Raw genomic sequence first — 21,880 nt, 5'->3', positions numbered from 1 at the left:
ATGGCTTTTGACTTTCGACTTTATGACTTTCGATTTTTAAACTTCTGACTCATATGAAAAAAGATATAATAATTCCGATAGTTGAAAACGTGTTTCTTGCTGCCGTTCAGGAATGGAGCGATGATTTTATGGAAAAAGTATGGTATGCTTATCTAGTAAATGACAGCGATTTTAATTTAGACAGCGTAATGGTGGTTTCAAAAGCATTTGGAACTATTGATGGCGAAATGAAAAAAACCTCTATTTTACGTCATGCTTTTGTTGAAGTTCCTGCAGTTTCTGTAGTAAAAATTGAGATGATTGAGAAAAGTCTTCTAGTTATGAATAACGAATTTATGGTGACTTTCTTCATCGGAAATACTTTGTACGATAAGAAATTTACTTTCAAATCTAATTTAATCAACGAAAATGATACTGAAGAAGTGCCAATTTTGTTTGTGGATGGAATTATGGTGAAGTAAGAATTTAGAAAATAGAATAAAGAAAAAGAGTCAAGACAAATTAAATAAGTCTTGACTCTTTTTTTATATGGTAAACAAAAATTTAGATCCAGTCTTTCTTCTTGCATCTACTAATCTTGCCTCTGAAGACAAAGAGAATTAATCCAAAGACTCAGTCAATTTCTTGAAAACCGTTTTAGCGTCTTTTCCTTCGTATAAAACAGCATAAACAGCGTCTATAATAGGTGTTTTTGCTCCGTAGCCTTGATTTAGCTTATAAGCACTTTTTGTGGCGTAATAACCTTCGGCAACCATGCTCATTTCCATCATAGCACTTTTTACCGTGTATCCTTTTCCAATCATATTTCCGAACATTCTATTTCTTGAAAAAACAGAATATCCTGTAACTAATAAATCACCCAAATAAGCAGAATCATTAATGTTACGTTTCATTTTATGAACTTTACGAATGAATTTTTTCATTTCGCGAATTCCGTTACTCATCATAACCGATTGGAAATTGTCGCCATAGCCTAAACCATGTGCAATTCCGGCTGCAATTGCGTAAATGTTTTTAAGCATTGCAGCATATTCAGTTCCAATAATATCATCTGAAATTTTTGCTTTAATATAATTTCCTGAAAGAGATTTTGCTACAATAGAAGCTTTTTCTGGATCACCGCAAGCAATTGTCAGGTAAGAAAGTCTTTCTAATGCAACTTCTTCGGCGTGACAAGGACCTGTAATAACTCCTATGTTGTAATATGGAATATCGTATTGAATATGAAAATGCTCGCCAACAATTAAACTTGTTTCAGGAACGATACCTTTAATCGCTGAGAAAATAATTTTATCAGATAAAGAAACCGTCATGTTTTTTAATTCGGCATCTAAAAAAGCAGATGGGATAGCAAAAATGATATAATCGGCATATTCGATCGCTTCATTTATATTGCTGGTTAGTTTAAGCTTGTTAGTGTCAAACTCAACAGAGCTTAGATAATTTGGGTTGTGTTTGTATTTCTGAATATGTTCGATCGCAGATTCATTACGCATATACCACGCAATTTCTGAAAGATTAACGCACAACATTTTTGCAATTGCCGTTGCCCAGCTTCCTCCTCCAATTACTGCAAATTTTAACTTTTCACTCATTATTTTAATAATTTAAAACAAAAGTACTTAATAAAGTAGTAATAATACAAAATCTAATTTAAGAAATTTATTTACGTCTATTAATAACAATGGTTTTCAGCAGCTTTCAATAAAGTAAAAAATATTTTTTTAGATACACAATAAAAATAAAATCCTTGCGTTGTAAGTGTTTATAAATTAGAATTTAATGAGTTTAGCAAGAATTGAGTTAGTTAGTTTTGTTTTAGTATTTTAAAAAGGCGCTCTTAAACTAGTTAAGAACGCCTTTTTTCATTAGTTGGCAGTGCTCAGTTTTTTAATTTTTACTTAATAACTAAGTTCAACGATAGATTTTACTTTGTCTAAAGTTATTAATTGATTTTCCCCCAAACCTTTCCAGCCTCTTTCGTCAAAACGATTTACGATAAAATCGGCAGTATTACTATAGTTTTCTGTGTACTGAGATAGCTTTGTGTCCATTCCCATTGTATGGAAAAATTCCACAGTTTTATTAATAGCTTCTTTTGCCACTTCATCATCAGATCCTGAAAGATTAAAAATGCGTCGGCCATATTGTGCCAGTTTGCCTTTTTTAGTTTCAAACATTACATTGTATAAACTTGGGCCAATAATGGCTAAAGTTCTAGCATGATCAATTCCATAAAGTGCAGTTAATTCATGACCAATCATGTGAGTTGCCCAATCTTGAGGAACACCTTTTTGAATTAATCCGTTCAACGCCATTGTACAGCTCCACATAAAATTTGAAGCTAAAGCATAATCAGTTGGATTTTCAACAACTTTTGGACCTATTTCAATTAAAGTTTGTAAAATTCCCTCAGCAATTCGGTCTTGTAGAAAACCTTCATGCGGATAGGTTAGATATTGTTCCATTACATGCGTGTAAGCATCAACGACACCGTTTTGAATTTGTCTTTTTGGTAAAGAAGCAATAACCGTTGGGTCGCAAATAGAGAATTTGGGGAACATTGCGCTTCCGCCAAAAGCAAGTTTCTCCTGAGTAGATTCGATAGTTACAACAGAACCTGAATTCATTTCGCTTCCCGTTGCTGGCAGCGTCAAAACAGTTCCAAAAGGCATTGCGTTTTCTGTAATTAAGATTCTTTTTTGCAGAATATCAATCGGATTTCCTTCAAAATTTACAGCTGCCGAAATAAATTTCACACCATCAATTACTGATCCTCCACCAACGGCAAGAATAAAATTGATTTTTTCAGCTTTAATAACGTCAACTGCTTTCATTAAAGTTTCAAATCTAGGATTTGGCTCGATTCCGCCAAATTCTACAATTTCAAAACCCTTTAAGTTTGCGATTACTTGATCGTAAATCCCATTTTTAAAAATACTTCCGCCTCCATAAGCCAAAAGAATTTTAGCTTCTTTTGGAACTAGAGTAGAAAGTTTCTCAATTTGTCCTTTTCCGAAAATTAAATTCGTCGGATTGTATAATTCAAAGTTTAGCATTTTTTTTAAGGTTCTAAGATGTTAAGCTACTATCCCGAAGCTTCGGGACTAAGTTTTTTTTGAACTTATATAATAGACTTAGCAAGGTTGTTTTTTTAATTTTGTTACTCATCAATTGGCTTATCGGACATTAGTTTTTTTTAGTTCGTAAGAGAAGAATCCTTGCGTCTAAGTCCTTTAGCGCTTTATTTATTTAATTTTTTGTAATAATTTACCAGCTACTAATTTAGACGATGCTGGATTTTGACCCGTAATTAAAAGTCCGTCCTCAACAGCATAAGGCTGCCAGTTTGGTCCTTTTGAAAAAATTCCGCCATTAGATGATAAAGCATCTTCCAATAAAAACGGAACAACTTTAGTTAAGCCAACTGCTTCTTCTTCATCATTGGTGAATCCAGTTATCTTTTTACCTTTTACGAGATATGCACCGTTTATTTTAACATTTTTCAAAACAGCTGGTGCATGACATACAAAAGCAACAGGTTTGTTATGTGTGTAAAATGATTCGATTAAGGCAATAGAATTTTTATCTTCAACTAAATCCCAAAGCGGCCCATGACCTCCAGGATAAAAAACGGCATCATAATCTTTTTGATTAACAGTTGAAAGTTTTAAAGTGTTTTTTAGTTTTTCTTGTAGAACCTTATCGGCATCAAAACGTTTAGTGTCTTCTGTCGCTGATGACGGATCGGCACTTTTAGGATCAATTGGAGGTTGTCCGCCAAGAGGAGAAGCAATTGTAATTTCCACTCCCTGGTCTAATAGCTCATAATATGGTGCAGCAAATTCTTCTGACCAAAATCCAGTTTTTTCTCCTGTATTGCCCAGCTTATCATTACTGGTAACAACAAATAATACTTTTTTCATCTCTTTTTTATTTGATTTTTGAGCAACAGCCGAAATGCTTACAGCTGTAAATGCAATTATTGCGAGTAAAGTTATTTTCTTCATAATATTAAATTTTGAACAAATTTACAGCTTAAGTGATATTAGTAAAAATAAAATAAACTATGTTTGTTATAAATAAATTTATGTCATGGTAAATCTAGAATGGTACAGAACCTTTAAAGCAGTTTATAAAAACGGCAATTTTTCGGTGGCCGCAAAGGAATTATTTATGAGTCAGCCCGCCGTTAGTCAGCAAATTTCTATGCTCGAAGCTCACGTTGGAAATAAATTATTTAATCGAAAATCAAAAGGAGTAGAGCCAACGGAATACGCTAAGTTACTGAATAATTTGATTATAGATGCGCTGGACAGACTTGAAAGTGTCGAAGCGGGTTTTAGAGCTAAAGCCGAAGATGCTAATCGATTAATTTCTGTTGGAATTTCTAAACATCTTTTTGAATGTATCGGAAATCTATTAATTTCAAAATTTGATTTAATCGATTTTACTTTTGCAGAGAATGATGAACTTTTTGCATTAGTCGATTCTAAGAAACTGGATTTTGCAATTACCACAAAAAGGTTTGATACTTTTGATACTACTTATGAGATTGTTGGGAAAATTAAATTAATAGTGGTTGCACCAACAACTTTAGATATAACAGAATTTCGTCAGAGATTAAAGGCAGACAATTTTGTCGAGATAGAACAATGGTTGAATGGTCAAAAATGGTACAGCCATGATGCCCGAATTCCGCACATAAAGTTATTCTGGTTGCATGCTTTTAATAAAAAAAGGCCATCAATGGTTCCTAATTATATTATTCCCTCTGAGTCTGAGATGTTGAGACTTCTATCCAAGAATGAAGGAGTGGCGGTAACATGGAATTGCAACGCGAGAAGTTTTATTAAAGAGAATAAACTGCAGTTAGTATGGAATAGTTTTCACGTTCCTGAAGAATTTGTGTTTTTAATGGCGCCAAAGAATAATAATTTAAATGCCCTTTTTGAGATTATTTCTAAAGAGCTAAAATTGTTTTTTGGTAACAGATTATGATTTAAATCATTTGTTTTTATTGTTTAAAAGAATAATTTTGATGTCATAAATTACTAAAATTTTCAAAAATGAAAAAGATTGTATCAATTTTAATTCTTATAACAGCAATCTTCATTGCTAATTCTTGTAGTAAAGCGGAAGAATCTATAGTAGATTGTGCTTTCGAAACTGCTAATTCAAAGATACATAATTCTACAGATGCCACTAATCCTAAATTAATGAACTATTCAGTTGAGTATACCGGGTCTGGTACTTTGCTTAGTGTGATATGGACATTTGGAGATGGGACGACAGGATCTGGTGCCGTTGTTACTCATGCTTATACTGCTGCTGGTACTTACGAAGCCACAGCAAATGTTACAGTTGAAAAAGATGGTTCAAAATGTGGTTCGATTAAGAAGCGAACTGTTACAGTGAATTAGAATCTGAAAAATAAAAAAGAAAGCCTGAATTTTAAATTCAGGCTTTCTTTTTTATTTCTAATTGCGATTTCTTGTTCCTCGAAATGACGAGATCGTATGTAAAATGATTTTTTACTTTTTATATAAATTATTGTGATCGATATATTCCCAAACTTTAGGAGGCAGTAATGGCTGAATGTTTTTGCCTTCTTTAATGTTGTTTCGGATAAAAGTTGATGAAATTTCTACAATAGGAGCATCAATTACATGAATTTTTGGATGTGATTTTAGCTCAGTATTTTCTGGTTCATCAGAAATACGCGGATAAACATAGATATCATGGTTTTCGAGAATTACTTCATAGTTTTTCCATTTATGAAGCGTTTTCAAATTATCTTCACCCATAATCAAAGAGAATTCATGACTTGGATATTTTTCCTGCAAATGCGCTAACGTGACTATTGTGTAATTTGGCTGCGGCAATTTAAACTCAATATCTGAAGGTTTGATTTTCGGATAATTTTCCGTCGCTAGAAAGACCATTTGCAAACGGTGATGATCATCGAGTAGGGTTGCTTTCTTTTTTAGCGGATTATGAGGCGTAACAACCATCCAAATCTGATCTAAATCTGCAAACTCAGCCATGTGATTGGCAATGATCAAATGACCAACATGAATGGGGTTATACGTTCCGAAGTAAAGTCCTATTTTCATTTTTTAGAGTTTCACAGAGATTCGCTAAGATAGCACAAAGATTCACAAAGTTTTAAAGGTACTTTGTGAATCTTTGTGTTTTTGCTTTTTGAATTTTAGCGGAATAAAATTACTTATTAATGAATTCTTTTACCAATTGATAAGCTTCTTCTTTTGCAGTATCTAAATCGTAATTTTTTATAATAGTGTCAAATTGAGGCGCTGTCGCTAATTCGACAGATGCTTTTGCAATTCGCATATTAATTTTATCGTCACTTTCGGTAGAACGTTGTTTTAATCTTCGTTTTAGTTCATCAACACTTGGAGGTTTTACGAAAACGGCTAAGGTCTGTTCTGGAAATTTGTGCTTTATACGTAAACCACCCGCAACATCAATGTCAAATATTACATTTTTTCCTAAAGCCCAAATACGCTCAATTTCCGACTTTAATGTGCCGTAAAAATTATCGCGATAAACCTCTTCCCATTCCAGGAATTCTTCGGCCTTAATATGTTTTTTGAATTGTTCTAACGAAATAAAATAATAATCTTTTCCGTGTTCTTCTTCTCCGCGTGGTTCGCGAGAAGCTGCTGAGATCGAAAATTCTAAGTTTAAATCTTCTTTCCCTAGTAAATGTTTTACTATAGTTGTTTTTCCTGATCCTGAAGGTGCTGAAAAAACAATTAATTTTCCTTTGTTCATTATTTATGCTTTAAGCTTTAGGCTGTATACCTTAAGCTTTTGTTGATCTTTTTTATTATATGGTCTTAAAGCTGTTAAAGCACATTCAAAACCTGTTCTTTAATTTTTTCCAACTCATCTTTCATCATCACAACCAATTTCTGCATTTGAGCATGATTTGATTTTGAACCCATAGTGTTGATTTCACGACCCATTTCTTGAGTAATAAAGCCTAGTTTTCTACCGTTTGCTTCATTTCCATTCAAAGTCTCTAAGAAATAGTCTAAATGGTTCGTTAAACGCACTTTTTCTTCCGTTATATCTAACTTTTCTAAGTAGTAGATTAATTCCTGCTCAAAACGATTTTCGTCAACATTAACTTGTAATTCTGATATTGCAGTCTGTAAACGATCTTTAATGGCTTGAACACGTTCTGGATCTAATGCCAAAGCGTCGTTCATATATTGACGAATATTACCAATTCTTAAGTTGAATTCCTTTTCTAGAGATTCTCCTTCGTCTTTTCTAAAACCTAAAATGTTTTGAAGCGCTTCTTCAATAATAACTTGAATTTGCTCCCAATCATTTTCGTCGATTTCTTCGCGTTCTGTTTTTAATGTATCAGGCATACGAACAGCCATTTTCATTAACTCAGTTTCATCTGCGTCTGGATAAACCTCTTTTAATTGGGCAATGTAGTTTTTTACGACAGGTACATTTACTTTTGTTGAAGTTTGTTCAGAGGTGCTTTCGATGTAAATTCCGAAATCAATTTTGCCTCTTTCCAGTTTTGCTGCGATTTGAGTTCTTAAACCTAGTTCCATTTCGCGATAAAGCGACGGCATTCTTACGTTTAAATCTAAACCTTTGCTATTTAAGGACTTTACTTCAACGGTAATTTTTTTTGTAGGCAATTGCAAAGAAGCTTTGCCAAACCCTGTCATAGATTGTATCATATAATTGAGTATAAAGGCGCAAAGATAACTAAAAGTTTGTAGTGTTGCGCTGTAATTCAATAATCTGTGTAATTGTATAATCGAGGAAAAAAAACTAACTCAAAACTTTTATAACCTCCGCAATATTTTTTTGGCTGTTGCCGATGTAAATTTTTCCGTCAATAATAAAAACCGGACGACTTAAGAAAGTGTAGTGTTCTAAAATGTACTTTTTAAAATCGGCTTCAGTCAACGATTTGTTTTTTAAATCCATTGATTTGTACAATTGCGCTTTTTTACTAAATAGTGCCTCGTAGCTTCCAGAAAGTTGATACATTTCTTCAAGTTCAGCCTCTGTAATTGGATTTTGTCTGATGTCTTGAAAAACTAAATTATGATTTTCAGGTAAACTTTTAATAATTTTTCTACAAGTGTCGCAAGATGCTAAATAATATATTTTGTTCATTTTTTTACAAGTTTGTTAGACTGCAAAGAAAAATCATTTAAAACTTAAAAATGACTAATTTTATAAAAAAAATATATTTATGAAATCAGTTTTTAATGTACAGAAAACCATTAGAGAAGTTATTTTGAAGATTTTAGATAATTATTCATTAGAGCAATTAAACAAAATTCCAGAAGGATTTAGTAATAATATAATTTGGAATGCGGGGCATTGCTTATCTGTTCAACAAGCTTTAATTTATAAGTTGTCAGGTTTGCCAACAAATATTTCTGAAGAGTTTATGGCAAAATATAAAAAAGGAACCAAGCCAGAGGGTGATGTTTCTCAAGATGAAGTTGATGAGATTAAAAGGCTTCTTTTGTCTACTCTAAAACAAGTTGAAAGTGATTTTGAGAATGGTATTTTTGTTAACTATATGGAATATAGTACAAGTATAGGTTACACTTTAAAGGATATTGAAGGAGCTTTGGATTTTAATAATTATCACGAAGGACTCCACACGGGAGTTATGATGAGTATTAAGAAGTTTGTATAATAAAAAATCCCGCTCACAGCGGGATTTTTTTATTCTATTATTGTTTCGATTGTAACTTTCATCGCGCCGGCACCTTTATTTTTGGTGATTTCCATAAAAGCTCGTTTTGAAAGGTCAATTTCACGAGTTTTTACGAATGGACCGCGGTCAGTGATTTTTACAATTACAAATTTTCCGTTGGCTTCATTAGTTACTTTAACTCTTGTTCCAAAAGGAAGTTTTTTATGAGCAGCGGTATATTTACTGTTGCTGAATCTGCTTCCGTCAGCTGTTTTTCTACCATTAAAACGATCTGCATAGTAGGATGCGTGAGCTGTTTTTTTATATAGTTTTAATTTCAAGCCTTTGTCTGTAAAAATAGAGTCGGTTGGCATAGCAATTATGCTCGGTCTGTTATTCTTTACAGTGTCTTGAGTTGATTTTTGTTCAATTACTGGTTTTGTTTGGCTTATAATGTAGGTAAAGCAACTTAAAAAAGTTATTGCAAATGTGGTAAGTATGATATTTTTTTTACTCATGATTTATTTTTTTTCAGACTTGGGGGAGTTTGTACAAATAATATGCCGAGATAAAAAAAGCCCTATTTTTCTAGGGCTTTAATTGGTGTTTTTAGAACCAAAGGTTCCATGGAATTCTACTTAAAATAAGTAATAATCCTAATCCGTAAAATATAGCAAATGTTTTAAATTTTGCTTCGCTGTTGATTAGCTTTTTATGTTTTGACCATCCAATAGTAATTAAAACGATGGCGATAATATTGATCAGCGGGTGTTCTAAAGAAGTTAGTCTAAGTTCTGCATTAGACATTTGTCCAAAAGCTGCTTTTCCTAACGGAGACACAAAATAAAGGATTAAACCAATCAATAATTGTGTATGAGTTCCGATTAAAGCAAATAAAGAAATCTTGCGATCTTTTGCTGTAAACTCTTTTTTAGAAGAGAAGCCGATAATAGCATTTATTACTGCAATTGCTAAAAGCAATAGTGCTAAATAGGCCCAACCTGAGTGAAATTTTTGTAAAAAATGGTACATAAATTAAATTTTTATTGAAACAAATATAACAAAAATGGGCAATAAAAAACGGCATTAAACTTAAAAGTCAATGCCGTTTTTTCTTATTTAGTTTGGTTCTTTATTAGAAATTGTAGCGTAAGCTAAAGTTCCAAGTTCTTCCTATTCCGAAGAAACCATTATTTGTAACGTTGATTCCTTTGTAAGTTACATCTGTTGCTCCAGCTGTTTTAGCAGAAGTTAATTCAGAGAAGTAAACTTCATCAAAAACGTTGTTAACGTTAACTCTGAAAGCAATTGAGTTGCTTTTTTGTTTTCCGATAAATAATTTATAAGAAATACCAGAATCTACTAAATCATAACTAGGTAATTCTAAGTTGCTTTTTACAGCTCCTACGTTAGCGTATAATTTATCGTAATATCTCCAGTCAGCATCGATAGATAAGTTTTTAACAAACTCATATCTAAATCCTAAACCGTAAGTTACTTGAGCAGCATCTCCAACTTTTCCACCATCAACATCTTCAACAGTTTTGTCTAAAGTATTTAAACCTTCGTCTCTGTATGTAGTAACAACATTACCGTTATATTGCCAGTCTCCAATAGATAAGAATCCTGTTAAGTTAAGGTTGTGAGTTGGTTTTGCAACGAAATCTAACTCTACACCAGTGTGAACTTGCTCAACACCTTCGTTAGTTTTGTAAATTAAATCTCCTAACTGTAAAGATGGATATTTAATAATATCAGCAGCAGCAGCAGCATTTGAAGTAGTTGTAACTCTATCTTTCCAAGAAGTTCTGTAAGCATTAACACTTGCAGTTACTACTTTTGAAGAAAAAGTATATCCAGCCTCTAATCCTAAGATTTTCTCATTTTCAGAAAGTGGGTTAACAGCATTTGTAAAATTCAAATAGATGTTATCGTGGTATGGTTGACGAGAATAATATCCAGCATTTGCATAAACTGTATGTTGATCAGCAATTTTGTAGCTAGTTCCTCCTTTTACGTTGTACCCAACATTGTTTACTTTTTCAGCATCTTTGTATTGTGGTAAGTAATCGTATCTATCAGTTCTTGTATGAGACTGGTTTGAAAGAGATCCTTGGAAGAATGCTGAGAAATTGTCATTTGAATACTCTAATTGGCTAAATACACCACCGTAAGAAATAGTTTCTCCGTAATCGTAATCAATTCTTTGGTTTTCTGCAATTGTATTGAAAGTTGCAGGCCATGGTTTTGCTGAAGCTGTTTCAGTAACAACATTTGTAGCAATTGTACCACTTCCTTGGTCATTATCACCTTTTAAGTTTCTTGATTCTTTCCAGCTTGTTAATCCCATGAAGTTTGCAACTTCTCTAAAGTGAGTTCCTTTGTAAGTTCTTAAGTCTAAACCTGCATTTAAAGCTAAGTTATCAGTAATTTGGTGTTTTAAGTTAGATACAGCACCATACCATGAGTGGTTGTTTGCACTAGCTCTAATTAAATAAGCTCCATTTAAACTTCTTCCGTTACTATCTCCGATACCTTGACCGATACCAGCATTTTTAGCATATATACCGTCAAAGTTAATTTGTCCATTTGCTAGGTTAGGTAATTTAGAACCGTAACTTCCAGTTCCTCCACCTCTTCCCCAAGATGCATATAATACAGTAGATAATTGAGTTTTATCGCTAATATCATAATCCCAGTTAAGGTTCATTACTGGTTTGTGGTAGTAGTTTGTTCTTTCAGAAACATACTCACCATTTAATAATCCCCAGTTGTTGTTGTATTTTCTTCCGTATTGAAGGTAAGTGCTGATCGCTTTTGTAAAGTTTTGATCGTGCCATTGTGGAGCACCAGTTAACAAGAAGTTGAAACTGTGTTTGTCATTTGCTTTGTATCCAACAGAAATAAAGTAAGTTTGACCTTCACCTCTTGTTCCATCATTGTATCCATCACCTTGCCAGTGAGATAACATTACACTTGTTCCCCATCCGCTTTTGCTCATACCTGTGTTGTAAGCAGCAGTAGTTTTGAAGTAATTATCATTTGCAACTCCTAAAGAAACAAAACCACCTTCGTTTTTGTCAGTAGCTTTTGTAATAAAGTTAACAGTTCCTCCTACAGAAGAGATTGCTAATTTTGAAGATCCTAAACCTCTTTGGATTTGTACTGCATTTGCAATATCAGATAAACCAGACCAGTTAGACCAGTATACTTTACCATCTTCCATACCATTGATTGGTTGACCGTTTAATAAGAAAGCAGTGTTATCTTGAGCGAATCCACGAACGCTGATTCTTGAATCTCCGTAACCTCCAGCTTGACCAGCAACGTAAACAGATGGTGTATTTACCATTGTTTGTGTAATGTCTGAAGTACCAACTTTAGCTTGAATTTCTGCTGATTTAATAGTAGAAACTGCAATAGGAGTTTTTCTGTCCTTAGCTAAATCGATAATTCCTTTACCCATTACTACAATTTCCTCTAATTGATTAGAATCAGATTCTAAAACAATTTTTCCTAAATTAGTTGTAGCTCCTTTAGAAACTGTGAATTTTACCGTTAAGTTGTTGTAACCTAGGTAAGTGATGTATAATTCTCCAGCAGTAGTAGGTGAATCAATAGTAAATTTTCCATCAAAATCTGTTGATGTTGATGTAGTAGAACCTTTGATAACTACATTAGCTCCTGGTAATGAAACTATACCATCAGTAATAGTACCAGTAATTTTTCCCTGAGAAAATACAGTTGAAACTACCATAAAAAATAGTCCTGTAAGTAACCAATTTTTCATTTTCTTCATTTGTTGTTTTTGTTATTTGTTTTTGGCAAAATTATAACAATTAAATCAGATAGTGTTATCAAAATGTTAAGAAAAGTAAGTTTTATAAAATTTGTTGCGCATTAAAATGATTTTTTCTTTTTTGTTTACATAAAACGACGTTTTTTTGATTTTACTTGCCGGTTTTTTGTTAAAATCGTAAGAATGTGTTGTGTGCTGTAGTTCTAAACTTGCAAATTTTTGCGACTAACTGCCGTTTTGCGGCTTCTTTATGCGAAAAAACGCCTTAAATTTTGTTAATTTAAGGCGTTTCAGGAGGTTACAAAACTCGATATTTTTAAGTTCTTACTTGTTCTTTAAAAAGTGATTCAGTAAAAATGTAGTTGAACTGTCGTGATTTTTGACTGTTTTAGAATTAATTTCATCTAAAATAGAGTTCGCTAGTTGTTTTCCTAATTCAACTCCCCATTGGTCAAAACTGAAAATATTCCAGATTACACCCTGAACGAAAATCTTATGTTCGTATAAGGCAATTAATGAACCTAAGCTTTTAGGAGTTAATTTTTGAATTAAGATTGTATTGGTTGGTTTGTTGCCTGTAAAAACTTTAAAAGGCAATAAGTAAGCAGCTTTTTCAGCAGAAAGTCCTTGTTTATCAAATTCAGCTTGAACTTGTGCAGGAGTTTTTCCGTTTAATAATGCTTCCGTTTGCGCAAAAAAGTTCGACATTAATTTATCATGATGATCCTCGTTTCCGTAAAGTGGTTTTACGAATCCAATAAAATCCGTCGGGATTAATTTTGTTCCTTGGTGAATTAATTGAAAGAAGGCATGTTGCGAATTTGTTCCTGGTTCTCCCCAAATAATTGTTCCAGTTTGGTAGTTAACAGGTTTTCCGTCACGACCAACACTTTTTCCGTTGCTTTCCATAGTTGCTTGCTGCAAGTATGGAGCTAGTTTTGATAAATATTGTGTATATGGAATCAAAGCTTCGCTTTCGGCGCCAAAGAAGTTGTTGTACCAAACACTCAATAAACCTAAAATTACTGGAATGTTCTCGTCAAATTCTGTTGATTTGAAATGATCGTCCATTTCATTTGCGCCAACTAATAATTGGTTGTAGTTATCAAAACCAATTGCTAAGGCAATACTCAAACCTACTGCACTCCATAAAGAAAATCTTCCTCCAACCCAATCCCACATTGGAAAAATATTGTCAGGATTAATTCCAAATTCTGTTACCTTTTGAATATTTGTTGAAACTGCTACGAAGTGTTTTGCAATATCTTCTTGTGAACCTGATTTTAAAAACCACTCTTTAATAGTTTCAGAATTTGATAAAGTTTCTTGCGTTGTAAAAGTTTTAGAAACGATTAAGAAAAGCGTAGTTTCTGGGTTTAATTTTTTGATTATCTCGTTTACGTGATCTCCGTCAACATTTGAAACGAAATGCGTTTTTAGGTGATTTTTGTAAAATTGTAAAGCTTCAACAGCCATAACAGGCCCAAGATCTGAGCCTCCAATTCCAATATTTACAATGTCAGTAAAAGCTTTTCCAGTAAAACCTTTTCTTTGTCCAGAAATTACTTCTTCTGTAAAGTTTTTGATTTTGTTTTTTACCTCATAAACTTCTGGAATTACATTTTCTCCATCAACTTTTATGACTGCCGTTTCTGGAGCACGCAAAGCAGTATGTAAAACAGCTCTATTTTCAGTTTGATTGATGATTGCTCCGCCAAAATATTGAGAGATTGCGTCTTTTAATCCAATAGAATTTGCTAATTCTAATAATAGCGAAATGGTTTCTTGGCTGATATTGTTTTTAGAATAGTCAACTAAAAAATCATTCCATTGTAAGTTGAATTTTGCAGCACGAGCATTATCTTGCTGAAAAAGTTCTTGTATGGTAGTTTCGTGAATTGCGTTATAGTGGTTTTGCAGATTTTTCCACGCTTCAGTCCCAGTTGGGTTTGTTGTGTTTAAAGCCATTTGTATTTTTATTGAAGTTTAGTTTTTTTTAGAAACACAAAAATACTGAAATAACTTTTAAAAGGGCAGTGGTTCGGGATTATATAACAATTAGTTACGAAAACGTTTTATGAGATTATTGCTTTCAATTTCTAATTTTTGCTGTTATTATGACAGCGCCATCATTTTCTTTTTCGTTATACATTATACGACTGCTGTTCTTGTTTAAAAAATCCAGATTTATGATCTCCGATTTTTTCAAGGGTAATAAAATTGTGTCTTGCTGTTTGTCGTATTTAAATGGAATTCCGTTTATTACGATTAAAGGAGATTCATCAATTTGATCTTTTTCAAAAGCATTAACGATTAATTCTGATGCGTAATATTTGTTTTCATTTGTATTCTTTAAAATGAAAATCTTTGGATTAGAACATCCGAGTATTATTGTCGATGAGAATGCAAATAGGATTCTTTTCATTAATTGATTTTGTGATTGGATAAAATGATGTTTTTAAATTAAAGTTTTACCAAATCTTCCACCATGGTTTTTTGTTAACCGTTATCGTTTTTTCGACTGTATTAATTTCTATTCTTTTTATAGGTTCTATTTTAATCTTAGAATCATCAAAAAATAGTTCGCCATTATCACTCATTCCAATTGGAGATTTTGTTCTTTCTTTCCAGTTTTCGGCTTGTAACTCTGGGATTAAAGGTGAATTAATTTTGGTGCTGAATTTTTTTCTTGCCTTTTCGATAATTTCTTCTTCAAGATTTGATGAAGAGTTTTTAAAAAGTGAGATCGAAGTATCAGGAATGTTTAAAAGAAAAACCTGTGTTTTATCGCCGATTTTCTGAATGTCCAAAACTTTAAAATAAGCAATCGAATCTAATAGAAAATGTCCAATTTTTGCTGAATCAGGATTGAATTTTGATAAATCTTTAGGATCAGCGCTGGCAATTAAATATCTAAAATTTCCTGAAAGACCACCGCCAATTGAAGTCATATCTGTAAAACCTTTTTCTTGAATAATCTGTCCGATTTTGTAATTCGAAATTAAGTTTTCGGATAGATTAGTATCTCTGTAAAATAGTTTTAAACCTGAAAAAGTTTCATTGTAAATTGCTTTAATCCGAGCGTTTTTCATGTTTCTATTTGATAAATTTACAAATTACCAATACTGTCCAATTCTCTTTTCAAAGGTTCGATTTGTTTCATGAAACGAGTTCTGTCACTTCCGGTCAAAGATTCTCCAGTTGGTAAATTAAGTCGAAGTGCATCTACCTGAACGCCATTTTTCCAGAATCGGTAACAAACGTGAGGTCCAGTCGCAAGTCCTGTACTTCCTACTAATCCAATAGTTTGTCCTTGTGTAACACGCTGTCCGCGTCGAACTAAAATTCGCGACATGTGTAAGTATTGAGTAGAATAAGTTCCGTTGTGTTTTACTTTTACAAAATTTCCGTTTCCTGCTGTATATCCTGTTGCTTCTACAACTCCAGATGCAGTTGTTGAAATTGGAGTTCCTGTTGGCGCGGCATAATCTGTTCCTTTGTGTGCTTTCCAAGTATGTTGTACAGGATGGAATCTATTCGCAGTAAAGCGAGAAGTGATTCGGCTGAATTTGATTGGTGTTTTTAAGAAAAAGTTTTTTAACGTTTTTCCTTCGTCATCATAATATTCAACTTTTCCTGATGTCGTATCTCTTTCAAATGGAAATGCATAAATGATTTTACCTTTATATTCAAAAAAAGCAGCTTCTAGTTCTTCAACACCATCATAAGTTTTACCATTGATAAATCGTTCTGTAAAAATTAATCCATAGCGATCTCCTTTTTTTAGTTTAAAGAAGTCAATAGACCAAGAGAATACTTTTGTAATTCTGCTGGCAAGTGCTGTTTCGACACTCTCATTTCCAAGAGTTTCAGATAAAGAGCTTTTTAAAACGCCTCCAATAATTTTACGTTTTAAAGTAACAGGTTTTACTTTTTTATATGCTTTTGCGATGCTGTCTCTTAAGTCAACTACATAATAAGACAATGCGTCTGGCTGATAGATAAATACTTGTAATTTGTTAGTTTTATTTTTAGCTCTAAGTAAAGTAAACGGTTTATTGTAGCGAATCGATCTTACGTTAAAAGAATCTTTTACTTGTTCTACAATATTATGAACTTGTTTGTCGCCAATATTTTGGCCTTGAATTATTGAGCCAAAAGAATCTCCTTTTTCGATAGTATCGTTAACTACATTGAAGTCAGCATAATTAAAACCAAATTCTACTTTTTTGGTTTTTGGTTTAATAGTTTTTGTTTCAACCTTTTCGGCGGTTTTATTGCATGAAAATATTGAAAATAATACTATTATAATTACGAATGCTTTTTTCAAACTTTTAAATTTTTTGGGAAACTAAAGTAGTTTATTCGTTCCCCCAGTTAGACAATTCATCTTCGGTCCACAATTTAGGAAAAAAGATGCGTCGTTGGTATTTTGGGTGCATATATTTTTGCCAGTCGCTTCCGCCTGTTGCTTCTCCCGTTCCTTTTCCACTCTCTAAGATGTATTTTCTTGCAGTATTTAAATGCTGCATTACCCAAGTAATATTTACCGTTTTATCGTAGTGACGCATTGCTGCGATTAAATCACTATTTTGCTGATCTTCAACAGGCAGTTGAGAGAATTTCTGCCAAATGTTTTTCGTTTTAAACGAAGTCATTTGTCTTAAAAACTGATCTTTATATTTTTTTTCAAACTCGTTTAGCAAATAAGATTTTTCGCCAGTTTGGTAATCTTTTCCTGCGGCTTGCCAATACAAATGCTCAAAACTTGTTTCAAGATCTGTGTTTTCATCAAAGTTTGCTTTGTATCTGCGGTCAGTTAAATTAATAACATCTGTAGATGCAAATTCGATCATTCTATATTGTGCACTTTGAAAACCGCTTGCAGGAGTAAGTGTATTTCTAAATTTCATGTATTGATCTACTTCCATGCCGTTCTCCATAATACTGAACGAATTTGTAAGCATGTCAAAATAACGTGTGATTCTTGAAAGTCTTTCGTTGAAAAAATCAGCCTGAATGTTTTGTGTTTCGGCAATTTGATCGATTTCCCACAAAATCATTTTAAAGATTAATTCGTTTACCTGATGGTACATAATAAAAACCATTTCATCAGGAAGTGTGGTGCGTTGTATTTGTAAATTTAAAAGAGCGTCAGTTTGTATATAGTCCCAATATGTTATTGGTTTTGACCAAAGCAAACCTTCTAACTGAACATCAGTTTTTTGATTTATTGCTTGAAATTTAAGGTCAATTTCTTTTAAAATTGATTCTGAATGATCAGTTAGGTTCATTTCTTTTTAACTTTAAGCGGATTTTTCAATCCTTTATATTCATCAAGATCTGCTTTTAGAGATCCAACGGCAAGATCTGCTTTGATTCTGATAGGTACTTTGTTGTCGTCGTCTGTTATCCAGAGTGTTAAGCTTTCTTTTTCTTTAAAGACTCTTCCGGTTTGTACAAGAGGTTTGAAGACCATTGTTGAAACGGTTCCAAATTTAGTCGTAATATCTTGACGGCCTACATATTTTAACTTAAATTTTGTGATTTCATCGTCAAAAAACATATCAATTGTAATGGCTTCGCCTGATTTTAGCTTGTCAATATTTGGATGGTTTCTTAAATAATAAAAAGACGAAACAATATCTTGCACATTGTCAGTGATTACAATCGTTTTTTCGGTTTTTCGTTTGTAATCTTTCACTAAAACTTTGTTCTCAGACTGATTAAAAAAACCTTCTTGGTTTTTAGTATAACCGCCTTCGTCAATTTTGCGAACATAACGATATGGGCTCCCGGTTTCTTTGTCAAAATAGCTTTCGTACAAATCTTCGACTTTAAAAAAGAATTTCGACATTCCAGTTGTGTAGCCTTTTCCTATTGCGTGATGAACTTTTTTATTATTTATTGTAGCATCTTTAATCTCAAGAGTCGCGTATCCAGCATTTACAATTCCGTAATGAATTCTGAATTTGAAGTATTCTCCAGTATCAAAAGCGTCTTCTTTTTGAGTGTCAAAACTAAATGTCGTTAGAATCAATATAATGAGGACGAATTTTTTCATAGTACAATTTTTACATTTCATAATAAAGGTAAATAAATGCAAATTCTATTCCAAATGTACCAAAACAAAAAAACTCAGTCAAGGAATGACTGAGTTTTTATGCTATTAACTAACCAAAAAACTATAAATTATGAAATTTATATCAAATTAGAAGGAAACCACCCCTTCTTGATTTGCGAGTGCAAAGATAGATACAAAGTGCATAAAAAAAATAGCAAATAGTAAGTTTAACATAACATTTGCATAAAAATCATCATTTTACAGAGAATTTTTTTGCATAATGTAAAAATAATGCAATTTTACAAAGTTCCTCTCAATTCCTGCTCTCTCTCAATTGACTCAAAAAGAGCCTTAAAGTTACCTGCGCCAAACCCTTTTGCACCCATTCTTTGAATAATTTCGAAGAAAAGTGTCGGTCTGTCTTGAACAGGCTTCGTAAATATTTGTAAAAGGTAACCATCTTCATCGGCATCGACCATGATCGCTAACTTTTCAATTTCGTTAATATCCTCTTTCATCATATCCATATGAACACCTAATCTTTCAGGAATTGCTTGGTAATAAGTATGCGGAGGAGCTGATAAAAATTCAACACCGCGTGCTCTTAATTGTGATACCGTTTTGATAATGTCATCTGTAGCAATAGCGATATGCTGAATTCCAGGTCCGCCATAAAAATCTAAATATTCTTCAATTTGAGATTTTTTCTTTCCTTCAGCAGGTTCGTTTATTGGAAATTTGATTCTTCCGTTTCCGTTTGACATTACCTTACTCATCAATGCAGAATATTCTGTAGTAATTTGTTTGTCGTCAAAAGATAAGAAGTTTACGAATCCCATAACATCTTCGTAGAATTTTACCCAAGTATTCATTTCATTCCATCCCACATTTCCAACCATGTGATCAATATATTTTAATCCCGTTGGTTCTGGGTTGTAATCTGATTTCCATTCTTTATAACCTGGCAAGAAAACACCGTTGTAGTTTTTTCTTTCTACAAAAATGTGAACAGTTTCTCCGTACGTATAAATTCCAGAACGAACCACTTGACCAAATTCATCTTCTTCGACAGTTGGTTCCATAAAAGAACGTGCACCGCGTTTCATCGTTTCTTCGTAAGATTTTGTAGCATCTTCAACCCAAAGTGCCGCAACTTTTACACCGTCACCATGTTTTTTAAGATGTTCGTTTATTGGAGAATCTGCCGTTAATGGCGTAGTTAAAACGATTCTGATTTTATCTTGTTTTAAAACGTAAGATGCTTTGTCTTTTACTCCAGTTTCTAATCCGGCATAAGCCAATGACTGATATCCGAAGGCAGTTTTATAATAATGTGCAGATTGTTTTGCATTCCCTACATAAAACTCTACGTAATCTGTTCCTAATAATGGAAGGAAATCTTGTGCTCCTTCAAATATTTTCTCTAATCCGTATTCTACTGATTTTACTTCTTTGCTCATAATTAGATAATTTGATAATGAGAAAATGAGATAATTTTTGAAATGCTTTAATTTTCTAATTGACACATTTCCTAATTTTCTAATTCCTCTTCGATGTTGATATTATTTTGTTTAAAATTTTTAAAATTTCTGAAAGATCATTTAATAGACGTTTGCAATTTGGATATTCTCTATGAGCATCGCATAAAAACAACCAATATTCTGTTTCATCAGCTTCTTTAATCGCAATTTTTAATTTATGAATAAAATCTGCTTTACTTTCTGCGTTTTGTGATTCTTTTGAGTTTGCTCCAATTGATGTTCCACTTTTTAATAACTGATTTGCAATTACGAATTTCTTTTGATCTTGAAGTTCGGTTGTATAGTCAATAATGTTTTATGCAAAATTGAAGGTTTTTATTAAAAGAGTGTTGTCTTTATATTTTTCGTTAAAAGTCATTTTTTGAATTAGTTAATTAGAAAATGTGATAATTAGACAATTTTAATTGTAAGTTTAAATTTACAAAATAATTATTTGAATTTTCTCATTTGTGCGGTTTTAAAACCATTTTCTAATTATCTAATTGACATATTGTCACATTAAAAAATTACTCCGTCCAGGATTTGTAGTATTGACCATCATCAAGACCCATAGCTTCTTCAGTTACCATTAATGGTCTGAAGGTGTCAACCATAACGGCTAATTCCTGAGTTTCTTTATGACCAATACTGCGTTCCATAGCACCTGGTGCTGGGCCGTGCGGAATTCCTTTTGGATGTAAAGTGATGTGACCTTGTTCGATATTGTTGCGGCTCATAAAGTCACCATCAACATAATAGAGTACTTCGTCTGAATCTATATTGCTGTGATTATATGGTGCTGGAATGGCTTTTGGGTGATAATCGTAAAGTCTTGGGCAGAATGAACAAACAACAAAAGTTGCTGTTTCAAAAGTTTGATGTACCGGCGGCGGTTGGTGAACACGCCCAGTTATAGGTTCGAAATTGTGAATTGAAAATCCGTAAGGGAAGTTGTATCCGTCCCAGCCCACAACATCAAATGGATGTGTAGCATAAACCACTTCGTGAATCATGCCTTCTTTTTTAATCTTAATTAAAAAATCTCCTTTTTCGTCGTAGGTTTCCAATTCGTTTGGCAAAATAAAATCACGCTCACAAAATGGAGAATGCTCTAAATGCTGACCTGATTGGTTTTTATATCGTTTTGGAGTATAAAATGGAGAATAAGATTCTACATAAAATAGTCGGTTGTCTTCTGTTTCAAAATCAATTTGATAAATGATACCACGTGGAATAATTAAATAGTCACCATATTCAAACGGAATATTTCCTAACATGGTTCTTAATTTTCCTTTTCCTTTATGGATGAAAAGCATTTCATCGGCATCGGCATTTTTATAGAAATAATTACGAAGCGATTCTTTTGGCGCAGCAAGACCAATGATGCAGTCTTTGTTGACCAACATTGCTTTTCGGCTGTCTAAAAAGTCGTTTTCAGGTTTTAATTCAAAACCTTTAAAAAGAAGTGATTTTATGTTTTTTCCGATTGCGATTTTTGGTTCAACCGAATAGGAATTTAAAATTTCTTTTACCTGCGTTGGTCTGTGAACATGATAAGATAGTGACGAATGTCCGTGAAAACCTTCGGTTCCAAATAATTGTTCATAGTAAAAACCTCCGTTTGGTTTTTCGAATTGGGTGTGTCTCTTTTGAGGAAAATCTCCAAGTTTATGATATAATGGCATGGCTTTTCAATTAGATAATTTTAAAATTAATTAGATAATTCGAAAATTTTGAATTGTGTGAACAGATAATCAAGTCAACTTTAGTTTTGACTAATTATC

23 protein-coding genes are annotated in these 21,880 nt (G+C 32.8%); 4 read left to right on the top strand and 19 right to left on the bottom strand.

Features of this window, described 5'->3' with window-relative positions:
• Positions 1-53: 53 nt before the first annotated feature.
• A complete protein-coding gene (locus B0A81_RS05825; protein WP_089057144.1) occupies positions 54-461 on the top strand; it encodes a hypothetical protein in 408 nt (135 codons plus the stop codon).
• A gap of 138 nt (positions 462-599) precedes the next feature.
• On the opposite strand, the gene B0A81_RS05820 is transcribed toward B0A81_RS05825, so the two are convergent.
• From B0A81_RS05820 to B0A81_RS05810, 3 genes are all read right to left on the bottom strand, one after another.
• The gene (locus B0A81_RS05820) at positions 600-1,595 is read right to left on the bottom strand and encodes an NAD(P)H-dependent glycerol-3-phosphate dehydrogenase (RefSeq protein WP_089057143.1); all 996 of its coding nucleotides are present in this window, start codon (positions 1,593-1,595) and stop codon (positions 600-602) included.
• A 306-nt stretch (positions 1,596-1,901) separates the two neighbouring features.
• Positions 1,902-3,059, bottom strand: coding sequence for an iron-containing alcohol dehydrogenase (locus B0A81_RS05815; protein WP_089057142.1), 1,158 nt, complete (start codon positions 3,057-3,059; stop codon positions 1,902-1,904).
• 189 nt (positions 3,060-3,248) lie between these two features.
• On the bottom strand, positions 3,249-4,010 hold the full coding sequence (locus B0A81_RS05810) for a type 1 glutamine amidotransferase domain-containing protein (RefSeq protein WP_165768041.1): 762 nt from the start codon (positions 4,008-4,010) through the stop codon (positions 3,249-3,251).
• Between the two features lie 85 nt (positions 4,011-4,095).
• Between B0A81_RS05810 and B0A81_RS05805 the strand changes: the two genes are divergently transcribed.
• Positions 4,096-5,001 carry a LysR family transcriptional regulator gene (locus tag B0A81_RS05805; RefSeq protein ID WP_089057141.1) on the top strand — a complete coding sequence of 302 codons (906 nt, stop codon included), beginning with the start codon at positions 4,096-4,098 and terminating at the stop codon, positions 4,999-5,001.
• Positions 5,002-5,219: 218 nt separating this feature from the next.
• Positions 5,220-5,423 (top strand): PKD domain-containing protein, encoded by a 204-nt coding sequence (locus B0A81_RS21795; protein ID WP_244281302.1) that lies wholly within the window; start codon positions 5,220-5,222, stop codon positions 5,421-5,423.
• Between the two features lie 111 nt (positions 5,424-5,534).
• On the opposite strand, the gene nadD is transcribed toward B0A81_RS21795, so the two are convergent.
• The 4 genes from nadD to B0A81_RS05780 all read right to left on the bottom strand — a co-directional run bounded on the left by nadD (position 5,535) and on the right by B0A81_RS05780 (position 8,178).
• A complete protein-coding gene (gene nadD, locus B0A81_RS05795; RefSeq protein ID WP_089057139.1) occupies positions 5,535-6,116 on the bottom strand; it encodes a nicotinate (nicotinamide) nucleotide adenylyltransferase in 582 nt (193 codons plus the stop codon).
• Positions 6,117-6,225: 109 nt separating this feature from the next.
• The gene (gene gmk / locus B0A81_RS05790) at positions 6,226-6,798 is read right to left on the bottom strand and encodes a guanylate kinase (protein WP_089057138.1); all 573 of its coding nucleotides are present in this window, start codon (positions 6,796-6,798) and stop codon (positions 6,226-6,228) included.
• A gap of 74 nt (positions 6,799-6,872) precedes the next feature.
• The gene (locus tag B0A81_RS05785) at positions 6,873-7,733 is read right to left on the bottom strand and encodes a YicC/YloC family endoribonuclease (protein WP_089057137.1); all 861 of its coding nucleotides are present in this window, start codon (positions 7,731-7,733) and stop codon (positions 6,873-6,875) included.
• 94 nt (positions 7,734-7,827) lie between these two features.
• Positions 7,828-8,178: an arsenate reductase family protein gene (locus B0A81_RS05780; RefSeq protein WP_089057136.1), complete on the bottom strand. Its 351-nt coding sequence runs from the start codon at positions 8,176-8,178 to the stop codon at positions 7,828-7,830.
• A 79-nt stretch (positions 8,179-8,257) separates the two neighbouring features.
• Between B0A81_RS05780 and B0A81_RS05775 the strand changes: the two genes are divergently transcribed.
• Positions 8,258-8,713, top strand: coding sequence for a DinB family protein (locus tag B0A81_RS05775; protein WP_089057135.1), 456 nt, complete (start codon positions 8,258-8,260; stop codon positions 8,711-8,713).
• A 29-nt stretch (positions 8,714-8,742) separates the two neighbouring features.
• Here the strand turns inward: B0A81_RS05775 and B0A81_RS05770 are convergent, their stop codons facing one another.
• The 12 genes from B0A81_RS05770 to B0A81_RS05715 form a co-directional block, all read right to left on the bottom strand.
• Complete coding sequence (locus tag B0A81_RS05770) at positions 8,743-9,231, bottom strand: septal ring lytic transglycosylase RlpA family protein (RefSeq protein WP_089057134.1); 489 nt, start codon at positions 9,229-9,231, stop codon at positions 8,743-8,745.
• A gap of 91 nt (positions 9,232-9,322) precedes the next feature.
• The gene (locus B0A81_RS05765) at positions 9,323-9,745 is read right to left on the bottom strand and encodes a hypothetical protein (RefSeq protein ID WP_089057133.1); all 423 of its coding nucleotides are present in this window, start codon (positions 9,743-9,745) and stop codon (positions 9,323-9,325) included.
• Positions 9,746-9,848: 103 nt separating this feature from the next.
• A complete protein-coding gene (locus B0A81_RS05760; protein WP_317044405.1) occupies positions 9,849-12,503 on the bottom strand; it encodes a TonB-dependent receptor in 2,655 nt (884 codons plus the stop codon).
• Positions 12,504-12,836: 333 nt separating this feature from the next.
• Positions 12,837-14,480 carry a glucose-6-phosphate isomerase gene (gene pgi, locus B0A81_RS05755; protein ID WP_089057131.1) on the bottom strand — a complete coding sequence of 548 codons (1,644 nt, stop codon included), beginning with the start codon at positions 14,478-14,480 and terminating at the stop codon, positions 12,837-12,839.
• A 124-nt stretch (positions 14,481-14,604) separates the two neighbouring features.
• The gene (locus B0A81_RS05750) at positions 14,605-14,937 is read right to left on the bottom strand and encodes a hypothetical protein (RefSeq protein WP_089057130.1); all 333 of its coding nucleotides are present in this window, start codon (positions 14,935-14,937) and stop codon (positions 14,605-14,607) included.
• A gap of 46 nt (positions 14,938-14,983) precedes the next feature.
• Positions 14,984-15,604, bottom strand: a complete 621-nt coding sequence (locus B0A81_RS05745; RefSeq protein WP_089057129.1) for a hypothetical protein — start codon at positions 15,602-15,604, stop codon at positions 14,984-14,986.
• A gap of 17 nt (positions 15,605-15,621) precedes the next feature.
• On the bottom strand, positions 15,622-16,842 hold the full coding sequence (locus tag B0A81_RS05740; RefSeq protein WP_089057128.1) for a peptidoglycan DD-metalloendopeptidase family protein: 1,221 nt from the start codon (positions 16,840-16,842) through the stop codon (positions 15,622-15,624).
• A gap of 31 nt (positions 16,843-16,873) precedes the next feature.
• Positions 16,874-17,806 (bottom strand): tryptophan 2,3-dioxygenase family protein, encoded by a 933-nt coding sequence (locus B0A81_RS05735; protein WP_089057127.1) that lies wholly within the window; start codon positions 17,804-17,806, stop codon positions 16,874-16,876.
• Complete coding sequence (locus B0A81_RS05730) at positions 17,803-18,576, bottom strand: DUF3108 domain-containing protein (RefSeq protein ID WP_089057222.1); 774 nt, start codon at positions 18,574-18,576, stop codon at positions 17,803-17,805. Before B0A81_RS05730 ends, B0A81_RS05735 begins: the two co-directional genes overlap by 4 nt.
• A gap of 299 nt (positions 18,577-18,875) precedes the next feature.
• On the bottom strand, positions 18,876-20,036 hold the full coding sequence (gene hppD, locus B0A81_RS05725) for a 4-hydroxyphenylpyruvate dioxygenase (protein ID WP_089057126.1): 1,161 nt from the start codon (positions 20,034-20,036) through the stop codon (positions 18,876-18,878).
• A gap of 79 nt (positions 20,037-20,115) precedes the next feature.
• On the bottom strand, positions 20,116-20,406 hold the full coding sequence (locus tag B0A81_RS05720; protein ID WP_317044406.1) for a four helix bundle protein: 291 nt from the start codon (positions 20,404-20,406) through the stop codon (positions 20,116-20,118).
• Positions 20,407-20,623: 217 nt separating this feature from the next.
• A complete protein-coding gene (locus B0A81_RS05715; protein WP_089057125.1) occupies positions 20,624-21,781 on the bottom strand; it encodes a homogentisate 1,2-dioxygenase in 1,158 nt (385 codons plus the stop codon).
• Positions 21,782-21,880: the final 99 nt, after the last annotated feature.

This window comes from Flavobacterium plurextorum (assembly GCF_002217395.1).
Lineage (GTDB): Bacteria > Bacteroidota > Bacteroidia > Flavobacteriales > Flavobacteriaceae > Flavobacterium > Flavobacterium plurextorum.
The sequence above is the reverse complement of the archived record's forward strand: the minus strand, read 5'-3'. Positions and strand labels throughout refer to the sequence as shown.